This window comes from Gemmatimonadota bacterium (assembly GCA_021295815.1).
In the GTDB taxonomy this organism is placed as follows: Bacteria; Gemmatimonadota; Gemmatimonadetes; order Longimicrobiales; family Gaopeijiaceae; genus JAGWBQ01.
In genome coordinates, this window is sequence record JAGWBQ010000001.1 from 87,066 (window position 1) to 108,541 (window position 21,476).

The 21,476-nt window shown below is 67.5% G+C and carries 12 protein-coding genes; 11 read left to right on the plus strand and 1 reads right to left on the minus strand.

What is annotated here, in order from left to right:
* Positions 1-46 precede the first annotated feature (46 nt).
* From J4G12_00345 to J4G12_00395, 11 genes are all read left to right on the plus strand, one after another.
* Positions 47-2,284 (plus strand): MMPL family transporter, encoded by a 2,238-nt coding sequence (locus tag J4G12_00345; protein MCE2454257.1) that lies wholly within the window; start codon positions 47-49, stop codon positions 2,282-2,284.
* Entirely contained in the window at positions 2,281-3,780 is a 1,500-nt protein-coding gene (locus J4G12_00350; protein MCE2454258.1) for an APC family permease, read from the plus strand. Before J4G12_00345 ends, J4G12_00350 begins: the two co-directional genes overlap by 4 nt.
* Entirely contained in the window at positions 3,777-5,384 is a 1,608-nt protein-coding gene (locus J4G12_00355) for an aldo/keto reductase (GenBank protein ID MCE2454259.1), read from the plus strand. Before J4G12_00350 ends, J4G12_00355 begins: the two co-directional genes overlap by 4 nt.
* Before the next feature lie 117 nt (positions 5,385-5,501).
* Entirely contained in the window at positions 5,502-6,782 is a 1,281-nt protein-coding gene (locus J4G12_00360) for a 6-bladed beta-propeller (GenBank protein MCE2454260.1), read from the plus strand.
* Positions 6,783-6,920: 138 nt separating this feature from the next.
* Entirely contained in the window at positions 6,921-8,741 is a 1,821-nt protein-coding gene (locus J4G12_00365) for an SLC13 family permease (protein ID MCE2454261.1), read from the plus strand.
* Between the two features lie 152 nt (positions 8,742-8,893).
* Positions 8,894-9,919 carry an NAD-dependent epimerase/dehydratase family protein gene (locus J4G12_00370; GenBank protein ID MCE2454262.1) on the plus strand — a complete coding sequence of 342 codons (1,026 nt, stop codon included), beginning with the start codon at positions 8,894-8,896 and terminating at the stop codon, positions 9,917-9,919.
* A gap of 10 nt (positions 9,920-9,929) precedes the next feature.
* A complete protein-coding gene (locus J4G12_00375) occupies positions 9,930-10,658 on the plus strand; it encodes a LamB/YcsF family protein (GenBank protein ID MCE2454263.1) in 729 nt (242 codons plus the stop codon).
* 48 nt (positions 10,659-10,706) lie between these two features.
* Entirely contained in the window at positions 10,707-12,467 is a 1,761-nt protein-coding gene (locus J4G12_00380) for a 5-oxoprolinase/urea amidolyase family protein (protein MCE2454264.1), read from the plus strand.
* Positions 12,468-12,559: 92 nt separating this feature from the next.
* Entirely contained in the window at positions 12,560-15,181 is a 2,622-nt protein-coding gene (locus J4G12_00385; protein ID MCE2454265.1) for a DUF1592 domain-containing protein, read from the plus strand.
* A complete protein-coding gene (locus J4G12_00390; protein ID MCE2454266.1) occupies positions 15,178-16,581 on the plus strand; it encodes a DUF1552 domain-containing protein in 1,404 nt (467 codons plus the stop codon). Before J4G12_00385 ends, J4G12_00390 begins: the two co-directional genes overlap by 4 nt.
* Positions 16,578-18,590: an ankyrin repeat domain-containing protein gene (locus J4G12_00395; protein MCE2454267.1), complete on the plus strand. Its 2,013-nt coding sequence runs from the start codon at positions 16,578-16,580 to the stop codon at positions 18,588-18,590. Before J4G12_00390 ends, J4G12_00395 begins: the two co-directional genes overlap by 4 nt.
* Positions 18,591-18,607: 17 nt before the next feature.
* On the opposite strand, the gene J4G12_00400 is transcribed toward J4G12_00395, so the two are convergent.
* Positions 18,608-21,193 (minus strand): CehA/McbA family metallohydrolase, encoded by a 2,586-nt coding sequence (locus tag J4G12_00400; protein ID MCE2454268.1) that lies wholly within the window; start codon positions 21,191-21,193, stop codon positions 18,608-18,610.
* Positions 21,194-21,476: the final 283 nt, after the last annotated feature.

The window sequence follows — 21,476 nt, forward strand, 5'->3', positions numbered from 1 at the left end:
GATAGCTACATGGCGTTTGGGACGAGGTTCCGGGCCGAGACCGCCTATGGCTAGGGTCGCCCTCGCCTTCTGGGCCGGCCGCCTGGCCGCACCGCTCGTTCTGGCGGTGGCAGGGGTCGGGGTGATACTCACCTGGAGGGTCGCCGATCTCTCGCCCAGGGTCGAGCCCGAGTTCTTCTTCGCCGAGGACGATCCCCGAGTGCGGGAGTCGCTGGGAAGATCCGGCCCCAGGGACGGCCTGGGCAGCCAGCCGATAATCGTGCGCGTGGAGGATCTCGGTGGCGACGAAGATGCCTACGAAGACCGGGTCGAAGCGCTCGCGGAAACGCTCGCGGAGCTCGAGAGCGTCACCGCCGCCTACAGCATCGCCGACCAGGACGTCAGGCGGAGCCCGATGTTCGCCGCTCTCCTGCTCACGGACGACCCTGCGGCCACGAACGTGGTCCTCGAAACCCGGAACCCCGATCCCGAGTCGTTCGTGGCGGCCCTCGAGGAGGCGATGGCGGCGTACAGAGGCAACGAACTCGACATCCAGGCCTCGGGCGTGCCGGTGCTGATGGAGCTGATTCGCCGCAACCTGCTTCGGGACCTCATCGTCTTCAGTGCAGCCGCGGCGATCATATTCGGACTCCTGATCACCCTTCTCTATCGCGACTTCGCTATCTCCGTCGGCGCTCTGGTCACCTGCGCACTCTCGGTAAGCGCGACCTTGCTGCTGGTGAACGTCCTCGGGGGAGCGATCGGATTGCTGACCGCCAACATCGTCACCATCACCTTCGTTCTCACGCTCTCCCACGTGGTCTTCATGACGGCGAACTGGCGACGCGCCCGCCGCGAGACCGACGAGGATGCGGACGATGCCCGTCGAAGCGCCCTCGGGCGCGGGATGCGGAGCACCTTCGAGGGTTCGTTTTGGGCGATGGCGACCACGGGCGCGGGCTTCCTTTCGCTCCTGTTCGCCTCGGCCCAGCCGCTTCAGGAGCTCGGTGCCGCCGGGGCGATCGCCGCGGTAACCGCTCTCGCTGTCGCCTACCTCGTCTACCCGGCCTTCCTGGGCAGGTGGGCCGGAGCGGGGCGGACCGACAGGAAGCGGGGTCAGGCAGGAGCCGGCGGCCCGGCCGGGCGGAGGATGGGCCGGCTTCTAGCCGACCGCGTGCTGGCGAGAGGCGGACGGGCATCACGGCTCCTTCTACCCGCGACGGCGGCTGTCACCGTCATCGGTGCGCTCGGACTTCCGAGGCTCGACACCGACCCCGGCCTTCTCGCCTACTTCGACCGCGACGGCCCCATCCGTGCCGGGCTGGAGCAGATCGACCGCGACGGAGGCAGCAGCACTCTCGACTTCACCGTGAGGAGCGGCGACGGCTCCCGGCTCGACAACGACGAATCCTTCGCGCGGCTCGGCGCCCTTCAGGAAGCGTTGGAAGCGGACAGCGTGGTAGGAGTCATCCTCTCGCCGGTGACGCTCGTGGGTCACGCGCGCACCTTTCCGCTGGCCGGCTTCGCTCCTCTCTCCGTCATCATCGATATCTCCCTCGGACCTTTGGCCGGTCGCATCGGCCGGGCCCACTTCAGCGACGACCGCCTGAGCGGCCACTTCAACCTGCGCATGCGGGAGAGCATGGCGGGGGAGGGTCGCGACCGAGTGATGGAACGGGTGCGCCGCTACGCCGCCGAAACAGGCTTCGACGTCACGCGCATGGGCGGCGTCTACCACTTGCAAGCCGAGCTTGGCGGCCTGATACGTGAGAGTCTCGTCAGCGGGATCGCCGCGCTGCTGGCCTTCTTCCTCCTTGTCGGTGCAGCGGTATCTCGCAACCTTCCGACCATGGTGCGCATGTGGGCCTGCCTCGCGGCGGTGCCGGCGATCGTGCTCGGCGGATTCGGCCATCTGGGCATGGCTGTCGACATAATCACCTCGCCCGCAGCCAACGTGGCTCTGGCGATCGGCGTTGACGCCATGATCCACCTGGTGGTGCGCGTGCGCAAGCTCGCTCGCACCGAAGAGCTGCCCTGGCGCGAGGCTCTGATCCAGATCGGTCCTCCGGTGATGGGAGCCACCCTGCTGGTGTGCGTCGGCTTCGGCATCTTCGCGCTCTCGACCTTCCCGCCGACCGCCCGCTTCGGGATTGCGGTCACCTTCGGGACGCTGGTGGCGGCCACGATGGCGCTGGTGGTTCTGCCGAGGTGGGCGGTCGGTTCGCGGCCGGGTGGGAATCTCCGTGGGACAGGGCTCGACGCTGCGACGGCGACGGTCTCGAATGTGCGAGGCACGGTGCCATGAGCGCCGGGGACGGCGGACCGGGAACGCCCCGTCTCTCCCGCGACCTCGGTCTCGCGGCGTTGACCGCGACCGGCGTGTGCGCGATGCTGGGCGCGGGCATCAACATCGTCCCCTTCATGATCCAGCGCAACGTGCCCGGCATCGGACCGCACGTGCCCACCGCCTTCCTGGCGGCCGCGCTGCCGGCGGTTCTGGCGGCGCTCGCCTACGCCGCGCTCTCCTCGGCCATGCCCCGGGCCGGCGGCAGCTACGTATTCGCCAGCCGCGGCCTGAACCCCTACCTGGGGTTCGTCGCCTCCTTCTCGCAGTGGTTCGGCCTATCGGTGGTAATGGGAGTGGTGGCCTACGTGCTCATCCCCTTCGTGCGCGACGTGGCCGCAGAGCTCGGACCCGGGGGTGAGACGGTCGCCGAACTGCTTGAACGCGGTTGGATTCGGGTCGGGCTCGCGCTCGCGTTCCTCTGGGGCTCGGTGGCACTCAACTTGCGCGGACTCAAAATCTACTCCGGCGTGCTGGTACCCATGATGATCGTGATGTTCGTTCTGGGCGGCATCGTCATCGTCGCCGGCTTCTCCTTCGATCATGCGGACTTCGCCGACGCCCTGCTCGCAGCCGAAGGCGTTCCGGTCCCGGCCGGGAGCGCTGCCGGAATCGGAATCGGAGGTTGGCTCGCCGCGACGGCCATCCTTTTCGCGAGCTTCATCGGCTTCGACGCCATCGCCCAGGCCGGGGGCGAGGCCCGCGATCCGGGACGTTCGCTGCCCAGAGCGATCGGCCTGGCGGTCGCCGCAGTCGGGGCCTTCTACCTCCTCTTCACCGCCGCCGTCTATCACGCCGTGCCCTGGCAGTTCATCGCGGAACGCGCTCAGAACACCGACCTGACCGCTCCGGGACTGCTCGGATACCATCTCGATCCCGTCTGGACGGTGCTGATCGTGGCCGGGGCCGCCATCGCCCTCGTCAACGACCTGCCCGCCATGCTGCTCGCGGTCTCCCGGCTGTGCTTCGCCTGGGCGGCCGACGGAGTCTTCCCGGCAGCCGTCGCCAAGGTGAGCTCGGGCGGACGGGCTCCTCACGTCGCCATCGTGCTCTCGGCGGGGGTGGCGTCGCTCAGCGTGATCGGGTGCCATCTCGCCGGCGACTTCTTCCTGGGCGTCGACATTCTCGTCACCTCAATGCTCGTCAACTTCGCGCTCATGTGCGCCACAGCGCTCGTTATCCCTTGTCGAAATCCCAGGCTCGCCCGCGGAATGAAGCTGCTCGGGACGCCGCGGACCCGCTACGCCGCAGCCGGCCTGGGGCTGATTCTGCTCCTGGTCCTGCTCGGCGTCCACACTTGGCGCGACCTGGAGGGCGCTGATCCGTGGTACCTCGGCTCGACCTTGCTCTGGATATGGGTTATGCTCGGAGCGTCGATCATCTACCTCGTCCATCGGCTGACGATGAGGCGGCGGGGCTTCGACCCGGACCGGGTGTTCGCGGAGCTGCCGGAATGAGTTCGCGTGGCTCGGGCGGCTCGGAAGGGAACCCGGGCCGCCGCGTCTCGCTCGCCCCCGATCTCGAGATCTCCCCGATTGTGACCGGACTCTGGCAGATCGCCGATGCGGAACGGGACGGCGAGGCCGGAGGAGAGCGGATCGCCTCCTGGACCCGGGTCCTGGGAGAATACGCCGACCGCGGTCTCACCACCTTCGACATGGCCGATCACTACGGATCCGCCGAACTGATCGCCGGTCGCTTCGAGGCGACGGATCCCGGTCGCGCGCAGTTCCTGACCAAGTGGGTGCCGTCCCCGGGAACGACGGTGCCGGGAGCTGCAAGAGAAGCCGTCGAACGGGCGCTGGAACGGATGGGAGGGCGGATCGACCTCCTTCAATACCACGCCTGGAGCTACGACGACCCGGTCTGGCTCGATCACGTCTTCGACCTCGACGAACTCCGAAACGAGGGACTGATCGGCCATCTCGGCGTCACCAATATGGACGCGATCCACCTGCGCATGCTACTGGCCAGCGGCGTGAAGGTCGCGACCAACCAGGTGTCGCTCTCCCTGCTCGACCGACGCGCCTGCGGCGCTCTGACCGAGCTCTGCCTCGAGAGCGGCGTCGGGCTCCTCGCCCACGGCACTCTGGCGGGCGGACTGCTGACGAGGCGAGCGCTCGATATGAAGGAGGCGCCGGCATCAGAGATGCCCACCTGGTCGCTGATGAAGTACCGCCGGTTCGTGGATGCCGCCGGGGGTTGGAGTCGCTTCAGGAAGGCTCTCGACACACTCGTGGTCGTCGCGGAACGGATTGGTGCCGACCCTGCCCCGGTCGCGATGCGCTGGGCGCTCGATTCACCGGCCGTGGCCGCCGTCATCGTGGGTTCTCGGCTGAGCGCGAGCGACCCCGACAATCGCGGCGTCTTCGACGTGGAGCTCGGAAAGGAAGACCGCCGCGAACTGGATGCGGCTTTCGGCGAGCTCGACCCAATCCCCGGAGACTGCGGCGACGAGTACCGGCGTCCGCCCTTCCTGACCGCCGCCGGCGACCTGAGCCATCACTTCGACCGCCTGCCGAATCCATACGAGGTGCGCAGGGCGGCAGAGCATTTCGAGAACCCCGCCGACATCCCCTCCGGTGCGGGGGGGAAGCGGACGTGCGACCTCGGGCCAGGCGACTCGAACGGCTCGCGCACGACGGACGCGGAACGGCTCTTCGTATCGAGCGGGACCGTCTGGGAGGACATGGCGGGCTACTCACGGGCGATTGGGGAGGGTCGGCGGGTCTGGGTGTCCGGAACGACCGCCACCCATGCGAACCGGCTGATCGGCGGAAACTGCGCGGCCTCTCAGACCCACTTCTGCATCGATAAGATCGCCGGCGCGCTCCGCTCGCTCGGCGCCTCGCTGGAGGACGTCGTCCGCACCCGGCTCTTCGTCGCCGACATGTCGCGCTGGGAGGAGGTGGCCCGGGCGCACGGCCGGCGCTTCGGCAAGATCCGACCGGCCAACACGCTGGTCGGCGCCGAGCTCGTCGGCGAGGGCTACCTCGTGGAGATCGAGGCGGAGGCGGTCGTTCGGTCGACCGAAGCTGAACTGGACGACGCGAAATCGTAGAGGCTTCAACCGGGGCTGGCGCGACCGATCAGAACAAGCCTCCAAGATCCGGTATACTGATGTCGCGGAAAACGACCGAACTACCTACCTGAACCGCCACGGGGGCAGGACCGCACCATGAGAAAAGCTCTTTCCTATCTCGTCGACATCTGCTCGGTAGGACACCACCTCACCCGTCGTACCCAGTCTCTCGCCGTCGCCCTGATCGTCGCGCAGTTCGCGGAGGCTCATGGACAGCTCCTGGTGGACGACGACGCTTGGCAGGTCGGTCCGGAACCTCGCCTCGAAATCGGCACCCCTGTCGACGGCCGCTTCGCACTCTATCGGGTTGCCGGAGCATCCTTCCTGGCAGACGGACGAATCGTCGTGGCGAACGATTTTTCCGAACTTCTGCTCTTCGGTCCGGACGGGGATTTCCAAAGGTCGTTCGGCCGGGAAGGCGACGGTCCGGGCGAATTCAAGCGGATCGGCGCCATTGGTGTCGGCAATAGCGACACGCTGCTGGTGTTCGACCGATTTCACAGCCGCATCTCGGTTTTCGATTCCGACGGAGAGCTGGCTGGAACGACCGCTTTGGATGCTGGAGCACCGGTTGGGGCGAGGATGCAGGCCGGACCTCTCGCCGGCGGTTGGACCGCACAAGGGAGGTTCGTGGCCTCGCGCTCCATCTATGAACTACCTAGACTAGCGGCTAACAGTCCTCGCCAGGTGACGCCGATGGATACGATCTACACGAGCCGCCCTACCGCTGCTGAGTTGTTCTTCTTCGATGCGGCGGGCACGGTCGTGCGAAAGGTGAGCGATTTGATGGGCACGGAGAAAGCACGACTCCTGGAGTGGGAGACGAATGTCAGTTCCATATCGCTTTCCAGCATCCAAGTCGATGTCTCGTTCCTGAAGACTCTTGAGGTGGCGGTAGCTTCCAATGTCGTCGCCTTCGGCAATACGGCGAAATACGAAATCCGCCTCCTGAACTCCGAAGGTCAGGAGGTGGCCACCATTCGCCGTCCCGGCGAGCCGTCCGAGGTCACGGAAACCGATCGTGAGCGTTGGATCGAAGACAGGTTAACGGGAATCGGGGATCCCAAAACCCGCAGGAGCAGACGTTCGCTTCTTGAAACCTTGGAACTTCCCACAACCGTTCCCCAATTTCGGTCGCTGGCCATCCAGGAAGGAGGCAGGATCTGGGTGGAGGAGTTTCGCATACCGGCGGAGGCGAATGGACCTTCGACCTGGCAGGTCTACGACTCGGCCGGAGCGCACCTCGGCGAGGCCGTCCTGCCCGCCGGTTTTCGCCCGTTCTCGATCACCCGGGACGAGGTGATGGGCTTATGGCGGGACGAACTCGACGTCGAGTTCATACGGGTGTACGAGCTGGAGGGCGCGGCCATAGGTTGAAGGGGTCTCCCGGCACCACAAGCGCCGGACCCCCGCCGAAGGTTATCTTGCGACCATCGGACCGGACCCGGGCCCGAACTTGGTAGTACTGCGCCGGCTCTCCGGTTCGACCGGCGAACCTATCTCGAGGCCACCTGAATGACCTTCGACGCGATCTACGTGCTGGCCGTGGTCGCGGCCGCTCTCGTCCTTTTCGCGATGGACCGGATCCGGCTCGACCAGTTGTGCATGTCGGTGCCGGTCGTGCTGCTGCTCGGTGGAGTGCTGACGCCGAAGGAGGCCTTCTCGGGGCTGGCGAGCGAAGCCACGGTGACCGTGGCGGCCATGCTCGTGCTCGGCCTCGGGCTCAAGAAGACCGGCCTCGTCGACGAGATCGGGCATTGGGCGCAAACGGCTCGGCTGGGCGGTCAGCGCACCAGACTCTTCGTGCTCTGCCTGGTCGTGGCGGCGCTCTCGCCGTTCCTCAACAACACGGCTGTGGTCATCGTCTTCATTCCGGTCTTCATCGCGCTCGCGAAGCAGGCCGGCGAGCCGCCCTCCGTCTACCTGATGCCTCTCTCGTTCGTCGCGATCATGGGGGGGACGGTCACGCTGATCGGCACCGCCACCAACCTGATCGTGGTGGGAACCACCTCGGACATGATGGCCGACGCGGCCGCGAGAGGCGAATCGCTCTTCAATGCGGAATACGAGCCGCTGGGCATGTTTTCCATCGCGCCGCTCGGACTCATCTGTCTGGGAGTGGGCATGCTCTACATGTTCACTCTCGGCAGGCGGCTCCTTCCCCGGCGCGAACAACCGCCCGACCTTTCGAGCAAGTACGGCGTGCGTCGCTTCGTCACCGAGCTCTCGGTAACCTCCGATTCCCTCGCCTGCGACAAATCGCTCGCCGACCTCCGCTGGGGAGAACGCTACGGGGTGAACATCGTGGGCATCCAGCGGGACGGTCGCTCCATCGAGGATCCCTCGGGGCCGCAGGTCGTCGAGGCCGGTGACGTGCTCCTCGCGCAGGGCGGCGCCTCGGAGCTTCTCGGTCTCGCAGAGAGGGAGCGTCTGGACAACCCGGGAACGGCCGCCCCGACGGCTGCCGCCCCGGTCCGCGAAGGACAGATGGTCGAGGTCATCGTCGGTCCCGGTTCCGCTCTCGTCGGACGCACCCTGGCCGAACTCTCCTTCGCGCAGAGGTACGACGCCACGGTGCTTGGGGTCCAGCACCAGGGCGCCAGCGTCACCGACGCTCTGGCCACACGCAGGTTCGAGGTCGGCGACATCCTCCTCCTCAAGGGAGAGTCGTTCGCGCTCCAGCGGATGGCCGACGAGCCGGGGCTGATCCCCATGTCGGAGGTGGAATCGGATCAGACCGGACGCCCGGGCGGGAAACTGGCCGGGGCGATAATGCTCGCGGTCGTGGCTGCGGCGGGCTTCGGTCTGGCGCCCATCTCGACCGCCGCGATGGCGGGGGTGGCGCTCATGATCTTCACCCGCTGCGTGCGCGTAACCGAGATCTACGATGAAATGGACTGGCTGGTCGTCTTCGTCATGGCCGGACTGATTCCTCTCGGTCTCGCCATGGAACAGACCGGTGCGGCCGCCTGGATCGCGGGCGGGGTGGTGAACGCGACCTCCGGTCTCGGCGAGGCGGGAATGATCGCCGCCTTCTACGTTCTTACCGCCACGATGACCGCAGTGGTGGCCAACACGGCGACGGCGGTCATGCTGACCCCGGTGGCGATATCGGTCGCCGCGAGCGCAGGCCTCAACCCAAACGCGCTCCTGGTCGCGGTGATGTTCGCGGCGTCGGCCTCCTTCGTCACGCCCTTCGGGTACAAGACGAACGTGATGATCTACTCGCCGGGCGGTTACAGCTTCTCGGACTTCATCAAGGTGGGCGGCCCGCTCAACCTCTTGCTTGCGGCGGTAGCCGCGCTGCTGATTCCATTCTTCTGGCCGAGCCCGTGAACGGTTCCGGCCTTGAATTCGGGCGACGGCGTCTTGACAATCACCAGATCGACGGAAAAACGATGCACAAGCTTCGACCGATGACCGGCAGAACCTTCACCCGCCGCGAATTCGCCGCCACCGCAGCGCTCGGAGCGAGCGGATTCGCTCTCCTGGGTGGCTGCGCCGAGCCGGCTCCCGCCCCGCGACCTCTCCGCATCCTGATTCTGGGGGGGACGGGCTTCGTGGGCCCCAACCAGGTCCGCACGGCGCTCGCGCACGGACACGAGATCACCCTCTTCAATCGCGGCCGGACCAACCCGGAACTCTTCCCGGATCTCGAGACCCTCATCGGCGACCGGAACGACGACCTTTCGGCTCTGGAAGGGGATCGCGAGTGGGACGTGGTGATCGACAACCCGGCCAACCTGCCCAGATGGGTGCGCACCGCGACCGAGGTTCTTGCCGGACGGGTCGGCAAGTACGCCTACGTCTCCTCCACCGGCGTCTACGTTCCCTACCTCACTACCGACATCACCGAGGATGCCCCGACCGACACCATCGAGGATCCCGAGACCGAAGTGGTCGACGGGCGCACGTTCGGAGCTCTCAAGGCTCTGTGCGAGGACGCGACCCGGGAGGCCTTCCCCGAAAACCACCTAGTCTTCCGTCCCACCTACATTGTCGGCCCCGGCGATCCCACCGACCGCTTCACCTACTGGCCGGTCCGCCTTGGCCGCGGCGGCGAGACGCTTGCGCCCGGGGATCCCGCCGACCCGATGCAGCACGTCGACGTCCGCGATCTGTCTGCATTCATGATTGATGCGATCGAGAACGACCTCACCGGCACCCTGAACGTCGTCGGACCGCGTGAGCCTCTGACCATGGGCGGTCTGCTCGAGCGGACTCGGGCGGCCGTCGAATCCGACGCCACGCTCGTCTGGGTCGACGCCGAGTTCCTCAGGGAGCACGGCCACTTCGCGGTGACCTACTGGACCAAGCCCGAGGGGGACTACTTGGGGATGATGCAGGTGAACGGCGACCGCTCGTTCGCGGCCGGCTTCGATCCGCGTCCTTTGGAGGAGACTGCTCGGGACACGCTCGCCTGGTTCTCGCTGGAGGAGCCTAGGGAGCTTCGGTCCGGATTCGCGCCCGAAGAGGAGGCCGAGCTTCTCGCCGCCTTCCCTTCCGCAGGCTAACCCGTCCGCCATGTTCATCAACTGCGACATGGGCGAGAGCTACGGCCCTTGGGAGAAGGGAGCCGACGCGACCGTCATGCCCCTGATCGACTGGGCGAACATCGCCTGCGGCGCGCACGCCGGCGACCCCGACACGATGGCGCGAACCCTGGAGCTCGCGGTGGAGCACCACGTGACTCCCGGTGCGCACCCCGGATATCCGGACAGGCGCAACTTCGGGCGGCTGCGCCTCGACTGGCCGACCGACTCGATGGTGCGCGAGGTTCAGGCGCAGATCGGCGGCCTTGCGGCGGTCGCCAGGGCCGTGGGCGTGCCGATCCGCCACGTCAAGCCTCACGGGGCGCTCTATCTTGCGATGATGCTCGACGACAACCTTCTGGTGGCGTTGGCCGACGGTGTGGCGGCAGTGGACGACTCGCTCGTCTTCGTGCTTCAGGCGACGCCGGACCGGGAGCGACACGCCGAAATGCTCGCCCACACCGGCCTCGCGCTCGCCTTCGAAGCCTTCGCCGACCGCGCCTACGGTCATACCGGGCACCTGGTGCCGCGCTCGGTCGAGGGGGCCCTGCTCACCGACCCTGAGCGGATTGCGTCGCAGGCGCTGGGGCTCGTGGAAGGATGGGTGGAGACGACCGAGGGCGAGCTCGCCGTCGACGCGGACACGACCTGCATCCACGGCGACAACCCCGCGGCGCCGGAGGCTCTCCGGCTGATCAGGGAGAAGCTGCCGGCCGGGTGAGATCCGCCGGATGATCGCGGTCGTGTTCAGGACCCACCGGGCCCCGCAATGAGCATCCGGATCTTCTTCCCGGCTCCGACGAGTGCGCTCATGGTTTTGCCGATTCCCGCCGACAGGGACGGCGTCCTTCGCGTTCTGACGGCGGAACGCGAACTCCTGGAGCTCCCGGGTGTCCGCTCCACCGTGCCCGTCTACAACAAGCTTCTTGTGGAGGGTTCACCGGAGAGCTGGGATGAGAACGAGATGCGCGCCAGGCTCATGCGGGCCGGTGAGAATGCGCTCGCGGGAGTCCCGCCCGAGCCCGAGGTCGAGCCGGTGGAGCTGCCGGTGTGCTACGATCCCGAGCTCGGACCCGATCTGGAGGAGGTCGCGAGGCGGGCCGGGATGACGACGACGGAGGTGATAGAGCTCCACTCGGCCTCGACCTACACCGTGATGGCCACCGGTTTCGCGCCCGGATTCGCATACCTCGGGGAGATCGACGCGAGACTGGCCGCGCCGCGGCGGAGTTCACCCAGAATCCGAGTCCCGCAAGGAACGCTCGGCATCGCCGACCGGCGAACAGGCGTGTATCCCGTCGACGGCCCCGGCGGCTGGCGTCTTCTGGGACGGGTTCCTCCCAGTCTCTTCGCCGACGTCCACCGGAGAGTGCGCCGCTTCTCGCCGGGGGGACTGGTTCGCTTTCGCCCCATATCGCGGAAGGCGTATGAGGAGATGGAGAAGTGCGAGGAGAGAGCGGAAACCGGTGCCGCCTCGGGCGGCGAGACCTCGGACGCCGCCGGGCGGACGGCGGTGAGCGTCGTCGATCAAGCTCCCCATCTGGTGGTCGAGCGAACCGGCCCCCTCGCCACCGTTCAGGATCCGGGCCGGATCGGCGGACGCAGACTCGGTTTTGGGCCGGGCGGAGCGATGGACCAGTCCTCCTGTCTCTGGGCGAACCGCCTTCTCGACAACGCTCCGCACGACGCGCTCATCGAGGTGTCGATCGGAGGCCTCGCGCTCCGCTTCCGGACCGGCATGGTCATAGCGCTCGCCGGCGCCGACCTCTCGACCACGCTCGACGGGGCGCCGGTCGCGCCCTGGCGCACGACGAAAGTCGAGGCGGGACAGCGGCTTCACTTCGGCTACGCCCCCGACGGGATGCGGGCCTACGTCGCCTTTCCGGGCGGGCTCTCCGCCGCACGGGTGTACGGCTCGGCCTCGACGGTCCTCCGAGAAGGCCTGGACGGTCTGCTCGGACATCCGCTCAGACCCGGAGACGAACTCCGCTCTCTCGATCCGGCGCGAAAGCTCCCCCGCCGGAGGCTTCCTGCCGCTGCGGTTCCCGACCATCTGAGGCGGAGCGGAACGGGGGATGCCGTTCAACCGAAGGGGGATGGCGCACGCGCACCGGCGCTCACGCTGCCCTTGGTGACAGGGTTCGAGTGGCACGAATTCGAGGCCTCGGATCGAGCCCGTTTCCTGGCCTCCGATTGGAAGATCGACCCGGCCAGCGGCCGTACCGCGATACGTCTTGCCGGACCCACGCTCGCATCCGGCCCCAAGGTCCTCGATTCCACTCCCGTCGTCGACGGCACGGTTCAGGTGACAGGCGACGGACAACCGCTCGTCTTCATGCGGGATCGTCCCACCGCCGGCGGTTACGCCAAGCTGGGCGCGGTCGTCGCCGACGCCTTGGACGCTCTCGCGCAAGCCCGACCCGGCGCCGTCGCTCGTTTCGTTCTCGCCGACCCGGCGGAAGCGCGGCGGGCGATGGTCGAGAGGGAAGCGTTCTTCGGAATCGGGGCTGGCAGGGATCGGCTTTCTTGAATATTATGATTGTGCGGCATTGGGGGGCGAATCGTGCGGTGATGGGGACGCATCGCCCCTGATCGGTACCACCCAGCTTTCGGCACGACAGCATGAAGCAGGCCTTGGCGTTCATCTTCAGCGTGGGAATCGCGCTGGTCGTATCGGCCGAACGCCGTGCGGAGTCGACCGGCGACGGAGCAACCGGGCAGGTTGCGGTCCTCGTTCCGGCCAGTACGTCCGAGATACCGGGATCGGCGGGCGCATCCGGTGGGCGGGATCCGGCGAGCGCCGACGCCGGCGCCAAGGTCGGCGCACCAGATGCCGACATGGCCGAAACCCGTCCCGCCGCTCGATCCGACGAGCGGACGGGCACCGGCAATCCTCCCACCGAAGACTCCTACCCTGCCGCCTTCTTCCCGCCGGTTGAGCCGGAGATCGATCCGCCGGCGGTCGTGCAGCGCTACTGCACCCGCTGTCACTCCGAAACCAACCCGCGCGGCAGTCTGAGCCTGGTTGCGTTCGACGACGAGAGCGCACTCGCGGAGCCCGAGCGAACCGAGCGGATGATCCGCAAGCTCCGAGCGGGCATGATGCCGCCTCCCGGTGCGCGCAGACCTCGCGGAGACACTCTGACCCAGGTCGCGCTCCAGCTCGAGACCATGCTCGACGGGGCGGCCGAGGGTGCCATCAATCCGGGAACGCGCTCGTTCCAGCGGCTGAACCGCGCCGAATACGAACGGGTCGTCCTCGATCTGCTCGATCTCGAGGTTGACGCCGCCGACTGGCTCCCGCTCGATCAGATGAGCGCCAACTTCGACAATCACGCCGACGCCCAGTCGCTCTCGCCCACCCTGCTTGAAGCCTACCTGAACGCCGCCGGAGACATCAGCCGCATGGCCGTCGGCGATCCGGGAGCGCCTGCGGTGGCCGCGACCTACAAGAATTCCGAATACGTCTCGCAGCATCCGTGGGACCACGTGCCCGGAACCCCCATCGGGACCCGGGGCGGCCTCGCGGCGGATCACGTCTTCCCCGCCGACGCGGATTACGAGTTCGTGCTCACCTTCTCCGGCGGTTCCAACTCGCGCATGGAGGACGTGGACGTCTCCATCGACGGCCGGAGAGTGGCGCTCGTTCCCTTCACCCGGGTCGGCGCCGGAGCCGACGGACGAGGCGCGGACGGACTGGCCACGGAGCCGATCTTCGTGCGCGCCGGGCAGCGCCGTGTGGCCGCAGCCTTCGTGCGCAGAGCCGAGGGACCGTACGAGGACCTGATTCGGCCCCACAACTGGTCGATGGCGGGCGGCGGATCCGGAGGCGCGGGGATCACTACCCTGCCCCACCTTCGCGACCTCTTGATTCGGGGACCGATCAACGCCACCGGCATCTCGGAGACCCCGAGCCGGAAGCGGATCTTCACGTGTCGTCCGACGAGCGCCGAGACCGCGCCGGATTGCGCTCGATCCATCATCGGACGTATCGCCGAGCGAGCCTATCGCCGGCCCCTCCGAACCGGCGAACTGGACGGCCTGCTGCGCTTCTATCGCGACGGCGCGGCCGACGGCTTCGAGACCGGCATTCGCAGTGCGCTGGAAGCGATCCTGGCCTCCCCGCACTTCGTGCTTCGGGTCGAACGCGAACCCGCGGACGCCTCGCCGGGCGAGAGCTACCGCGTCGGACAGCTCGCACTCGCATCCCGACTTTCGTTCTTCCTCTGGGGCACCCTCCCCGACGACGCACTCCGCGACGCCGCCGTACGCGGAGAGCTGGATCGCGCCGGGCTTTCACGCCAGGCGGAGCGCATGCTCGAGGATCCCCGGGCCGAAGCGCTCGCGACCAGGTTCGCCGCCCAATGGCTCAGGCTTCAGGATCTGGAGAAGATCCGCCCCGACCCCAACTTCTATCCCAACTTCGACGAAGGTCTCTCCCTCGACATGCGCAGGGAGACCGAGCTCTTCTTCTCCGACCTGGTTCGGCGCGACGCCTCGGTCCTCGAAGTGCTCAGCGCAGGCCACACCTTCCTGAACGAGCGGCTGGCGGCGCATTACGGCATCCCCGGAGTCTCGGGCGACCGCTTCCGGCGCGTGGAGTATCCCGAGGGGACTCCACGGGTGGGGCTTCTCGGCCACGGCAGCGTACTGGTCCAGACCTCGATGGCCAACCGCACCTCGCCGGTTCTGCGCGGCAAGTGGGTCATGGAGGTTCTGATGGGCGCTCCCCCTCCGCCTCCGCCTCCGGACGTTCCCGATCTCGAAGACACCGAGGCCGCCGTCGACGGCAAGTTCCTGACCACCCGGGAACGCCTGGAAATCCATCGTCGTGACCCGACCTGCAACTCGTGTCACCGCATGATGGACCCGATCGGACTCGCGCTCGACGGCTTCGACGTCACCGGCAAGCTCCGCAGGCTGGAACAGGGACGCCCGGTCGACACCCGCGGCGACTTTTACGACGGCACGCCCATCGCCAACGCCAACGAACTGGCCGCGGTTCTCGCCAAGCGTCCGATCCCGCTGGTCCGCAACTTCGCCGAGAACCTGATGTCGTACGCGCTCGGACGACGCGTGCAGTACTTCGATCAACCGACCATCCGCAAGATCACCGGCGAAGCCGAGGCCGACGGCTACCCGATTCGCTCGCTCATACTCGGCGTCGTCGCCAGCGACGCCTTTCAAATGAAGGTCGCCGGCCCTTCGCGGCAGACCGATACCGAACCCGAGAACGAACGATGAAGCTCATCACCGGAAAAAGCCTTCCCCGCCGGACCTTCCTGAAGGGCGTGGGCGCCACCGTCGCGCTGCCCTTCCTCGACGCGATGATCCCCGCCGGGGGCGCGTTCGCCAGACGGCGACTCAAGGCGCACCCGACCCGCCTCGTCTGCATCGAGGAGGTTCACGGCCTCGCCGGCTGCAACGAGTGGGCCGCCACCCGGCACCTCTTCGCTCCCGAGACCACCGGTAGCGGCTTTGAGATCATCGACGAGAGCGCCCTCGCTCCCCTGCGTCCGTTTCAGGACCACCTGACCGTCGTCAGCAACACCGACGTGCGCATGGCCGAGGCCTTCACTCCTCCCGAGATCGGAGGGGACCACTTCCGCTCCAGCGCCGTCTTCCTGACCCAGTCGCATCCCAAGCAGACCCAGGGATCGGACATCTGGTGCGGAACCTCGATCGACCAGATCTACGCCCAGCACTTCGGCGGCGACTCGCCGATGCCTTCCATGCAGCTCTGCATCGAGAAGCTCGACCAGGCGGGCGGCTGCACCTACAACTACTCCTGCGCCTACACCGACTCGATCTCGTGGGCCTCCCCCAATGAGCCGCTCCCGATGATCCGCGACCCCAGGGTGGCGTTCGACATGCTCTTCGGGAGCGGAGGTTCGCCCGAGGAGCGCGACGCCAGACGGCGGGCCCGCGGCAGCGTTCTCGACTGGATCGCCGAGGAGGCGGCGGCTCTCGGGAAGGAGCTCGGCATGGAGGACCAGAGGCGCATGGACCGCTACCTCCAGCACGTGCGCGAGCTGGAACGGCGCATCCAGCGCATCGAGACTCGCAACTCCAGCGGCGAGGAGCGGGCTCTGCCCGAAGCTCCGGCAGGGGTCCCGGACTCCTTCACCGAGCACATGCAGGCGATGTTCGATCTCCAGATCCTCGCCCTCCAGAGCGACATGACCCGGGTCATTTCCTTCAAGACCGGACGCGACGCGCAGAACCGCGTCTTCCCGGAGAGCGGCTCGGATCGTCCCTTCCACCCCGCGTCGCACCACGGCGGGCGCGAAGAGAACGTGCTTGAATTCAACAAGATCTGTCAGTACCGGGTCGGGCAGCTTCCGTACTTCCTGAACAAGCTCAAGGAGACGATGGAGGAGGACGAGAGCCTGCTCGACCGCACGGCCGTCATCTGGGGATCCCCCATGGCCGACGCCAACCTGCACAATCACCGACGCTGCCCCCTGGTCCTGCTCGGGCGCGGCAACGGCGTGCTCACCGGCGATCGGCACATCAAGGCGCCCGACGGTACGCCCATGGCCAACGCCATGCTCGCGCTGGTTCGCGAGATGGGCCTTCCGATCGACCAGTTCGGGGACTCGACGGGCGAGCTCTCGCTGACTCAGGCGGGAGTCACGGGTTGACGGGGGTGCGGGACTCGATCTCGGCTGGAACGCGGCTGCAGCCGGCCAGGCTGGGCAGCATCTTCGCCGTCTTGGCGGTGGTCGTCGCCGCTCTCGCCGCCACGGGGATCGATACGCCCGTGGCCGATGCGGCCATGCGGGGAGACATCGAGTCGATTCGCCGGCTTCTGGCCGACGGAGCCGACGTCAACGCGGCTCACGGAGACGGCATGAGCGCGCTGCACTGGGCCGCTCGGCACGGCGATCCCGATATGGCCGCCATGCTGCTGGCCGCCGGGACGCGGATCGACGCCGACACCCGGGTGGGCGGCTACACCCCTCTCCACCTCGCGGCGGAAGGCGGCAACGGCGCGGTCGCGCGCCTGCTGGTCGAGGAGGGGGCGGACGTGAGCGCGACCACCACCCCGGGTGGGACCCAGCCCATCCACTTGGCCGCCGGTGCGGGCGATGTCGCCTCCATCGAAGCGCTGCTCGCAGGCGGGGCCGACCCCGATGCCCGGGAGCTCGCCGCCGGACAGACTCCGCTCGTCTTCGCCGCCGCGCACGACCGGGCCGAGGCGATCACGGCCCTGCTCGCCGCCGGCGCCGATCCGGAGCTGAGGACGAACCTGGTCGATCTCGAAGCGCTCCGGGAGCTCGACCGGGAGGCATCTCAGCGCCAGCGGGAAGCGCTCGAGGCTCTGACCGGAGGCGAACGCTCGCCGACCGCCGGTGAGCTCCACGCCGCTGTGCGCGCCGGACGCACGGTCTACGCCGCGGCCGCGAAAGCCGATACCGGCAGTTCCGACGACGAGTCCCAGGCGGCCACCCTCGACAGGCGCGGAGGCCTGACCCCGCTGCTGCACGCGGCCCGCCAGGGCAACACCAGAGCGGCCATCGCCCTTCTCGACGGCGGCGCGGACGTCGACGGGACGAGCGCGAGCGACGACACCTCGCCTCTGCTCATGGCGACCATCAACGGCCAGTTCGATCTGGCCGTGCTGCTGGCCGAGAGAGGCGCGGACCCCAATCTGGAGTCGACGCTGAACGGCGTGCGTCCGCTTTGGGCCGCCGTCAACGCCCGCTGGCAACCGCGCACACGGTATCCGCAGCCCCAGGAGATGGGCCTTCAGAAGGCGACCTATCTCGACCTGGCCGAGGTCTTGCTCGAAGCCGGGGCCGACCCCGACGCCCGCCTCTCCATGCACCCCTGGTACATGGTCTACAGCGGTTGCGGCAATCGGAACTGCGGTCTCGTCGACACCAAGGGCTCGACCGCCTTCTGGCGGGCCGCCTACGCCACCGACGTCGACGCGATGAGGCTGCTCGTCGCCTGGGGAGCGGACCCCGAAATACCGACCGCCGCACCGCCGACCCGCCGCAGGCGCACACCCGACGAGTTCCTGCGCGAGCAGGCCAAGGAACGCCTGCGCACCGACACCACGTTCGCATCGCTGGGCGATTCGGCGAGAGCATCCCTCATGATCTCGGTCCGAGCGGAGCTCCCGGACTCGCTCCAGGCCGTCTTCCCCGAGGAAGCTCTTGCGGCCGACCCGGCCGGACAGCGCGACGAGTTCCTACTCGCCGTCGCCTTCGCCGACTCGCTGCGCGCGCTCGAACGCGATCCTTCCGGTCTACCTCCGGTGCCTGCCGGAGGACCGGGAGTTTTCGCCGTACACGCGGTCAGCGGCGTGGGATACGGCGAAGGATTTGCCGGCAACGCCCATCGCCATGCGCCGGACGGCTGGATGCCGGCCCTGCGTTACCTGGTCGAGGAGCTCGGGGCCGACGTCAACCGCCGCGATCACAACGGCTACAACGCCGTCCACCACGCTGCGGCCAGAGGTGACAACGAGATGATCCTCTACCTGCTCGCGGGCGGCGCCGACCTCATGGCGGTGAGCAGACGCGGACAGACCACGGTGGACATGGCGAACGGGCCCGTTCAGCGGGTATCGCCCCACCCGGTCACGGTCGCCCTGCTCGAGGCCCTCGGAGCGAAGAACAACCACCGCTGCGTGACGTGCTGAGCTCCGCCGCAAACCCGTCACCTCCCCGCCTCCCGCCTGAACCCTTGGTAGACCTCGCGCGCCTCGTCGAATTGACCGAAGACGTGCGCCTTCTCGGCGTCCGACCTCCAACCCGGCCAGATCTCGGCCATCGCCTGCAACCGGTCTATCCACTCCAGCGAGTATTCCGCCGCCTCCACCGAACGGACCGGCTCGTCGTCCACTATCACCCAGACCGGGTTGGTGACGGCCTGCGCGTAGTTGATGTCGAGCGGGTAGCGGTCCGCCGGCTCTCCCGCCACGCGCACGTGATACCAGCCTGAGCCGGGCGGCGTCATTCGACCGCTCCACGCAAGCCGCCGGGAATCTTCTTCGGGCACGACCTCCTCCACCACCTCGCCGTTGAAGACGATCTCGGCGCGGACGAGCGGGGTTATGGAGCTCACCTCCAGGCTCAGCGAGACCTCTTCACCGCCCCGGAGATCTACAGTCTCGCCGGAGATCCGGCCCTCCACCGTGAAGTCGACGAGCGGTCCGCTGGTGGCGAAAGCATGGCCCGCCCGCATGGCGTCGAACCATCCCGCCACGGAGAGTTCGCCGTTCGCCGTCTTCACATAGGTGCGATACGACCCAACCGTCAACGACGTGTGCAGATCGCTGATCGCGTCTTCACCGCCGACCAGAGTCACTCGCAGTCCGTTGTTCCACGCTGCGTATACCGGCGGAAAGCCGTCCTGGGCCTGCGACCACTCGATGGCGTCGATGACGCCCAGCGCCGCATCCACCATGAAACCCTTCGCCCCGCCCAGGCCGGTTTCCAGCGGATCGCCCCGAAAGAACGAATGCACATACCCGGTCCACGCTCCCTGCTCTCTGGCCTTCCTGAACATGTCGGTGTTGGAAGGATAGATCGACTCGATCGCCGTGCCCTCGTAACCTGTCGCGTAGGGCGAGATGAGGTGATCCCGCATCCCGAACATGAAGACGTGTCCGTAGAAAGGTGGGCGATACTCCTGACCCACCACCAACGGTAGATCGGGCTCGGAGAGCGGGTGCGCGCCTCCTCCCGGTACGAAGAACCGGTGATCGAGCACCCGGTTGTCCTTGTTGGCGATCTGATTCAGAACGATGTCCTGGTCCTCCGCCCGAGACATCGTCATCATGTTCTCAAGGGTGTTGAAGAAGTTGCCTCCGTAGTTCATGTGCAGATGGGTCGAGCCGTTGTACCAGCCCCTGGCCGTCAAATCGGCTATGCGTTCCAACTCCATCTCGGCCTCCCCCTCCGCTTCCGGCGAAACCGCGACGGTGACCGGCATGTGCTCGAATCCCTTGCTCGCGGTGATGACCGTCTCGCCTAGAGGAAGATCCATCGCGAATTCCCCCTCCGTGTGGAAGTGCCAGGTTCCGCCCCGCTGGCCGATGCGGGCGTAGGCGTCCGAGGGAGCGTAGAAGCGCCCGTCGCTCGCGGTGAGGTGGATTCGGGCCGGGGTCGGTCCGCCTTCAGGACCCAGCACGCGCACGCTCAGACGTTCCGTCGGCCGCGCCCAGCCGAGTTCGGCGATCTCGACATCGACGACCCTGCCCCCGTAGGTGTCCAGCAGCTTCAGCTGCGGAAGGCCGTCGCGGTTGTCGATGTAGGCGATGCGCTCGCCGTCGGGTGAGAAGCGCGGGTGGAACGCGTCGTGCCTGTAGAAGGTCAGCTTGTACGGTTCGCCGCCTTCGGTGGTGGGCTGCACGTAGAGATTGTTGAACTCGTCGGCCGAGCCGCGAGTGGACGAGAATACGAACCTGCGGCCGTCGGGTGAGACGTCCGGACGGGTGCGGTAGAGCGTCTGTTCCCGAAGAACCGTTCTTCGTTCGGCGAAACCGCCCGCGCGTGCCGGCACTCGGAAGACGTTGCCGCTCCCGAGAGCGATGTCGCGATTGGAGACCAGGAGCAGTTCGTCACCGTCAGGGAGCCAGGCCGGCTGGGTGTGGAAGTCCCACCGCGAGAAGTAGAGACGGTTTCGACCGAAGTCGTTGTCGGTCGTGACCGCCTCCGGTTCGCCCGCAAACCCACCGTCCTCGACGCCTCCGACATAGACGTTGAAGTAGCCGCTCGGAGCCGTGGAGACGAATGCGATGCGGGTGCCGTCCGGAGAAAAGCGGGGATCGGCGTGGACTTCGGTACCGGCGGTCAGGGCGCTCCACGCTTCGGTTTCCAGGTCGAGCAGACCGAGATTGACGGAACGTCCGTGGTCGTCGGCGGTGAAGACGAGCCAGCGTCCGTCGGGCGAATAGTCGGGCGAGGAGTAGTAGGCGGGTCCGTGGACGATCTCGCGGGCGCGGCCGTCGGCAAGGTCGATCTCCCAGATCGAGCCCATCATCGAGACGGCCACGCGTTCGCCGTCCGGGTGCCAGGCGGGATACCAGGGGGTCGAGGACGGCGCCGGCGGTATGTAGTAGTTGTGCATGTAATTGCCGCCCGCGCGCGCCGACGGGTAGCCGCCGAAGGTCTCGCCGTGGCTGCGGTAGGCCGGGACGACGCCCGCGAAGTCCCCGTCGGACGGGCCGCTCTCCGAGCATGCTGCGAGGGCGAGGACAAAGGACGCGACGACGGCGGGGGCAAGCGGCGCTCTGAACACGGACGGACTCCTGGTCCCAGAGGTGCGTCGGAAGCCCGGCCGAAGCAGACCGGCAGTTGACCGGGCTCGGAATTCGCTGATTCTAGAACCGCGTCCGGCGTCGTGCCAGTGGACCGCGGTCCCTCGCCTTTCGCCTGGTCCCGCGATCGAATCCCCGCTCCGGGGCGATGCCGGCGGTGCGCTATTCGTAGCTCCAGCGTCCGACGGAGCCACCTGAACCAGCTAAGGGTATTCGACCTCCGCTTGGAAGGATCTTGCCAATCGTCATCGGCTTGTGGTAACA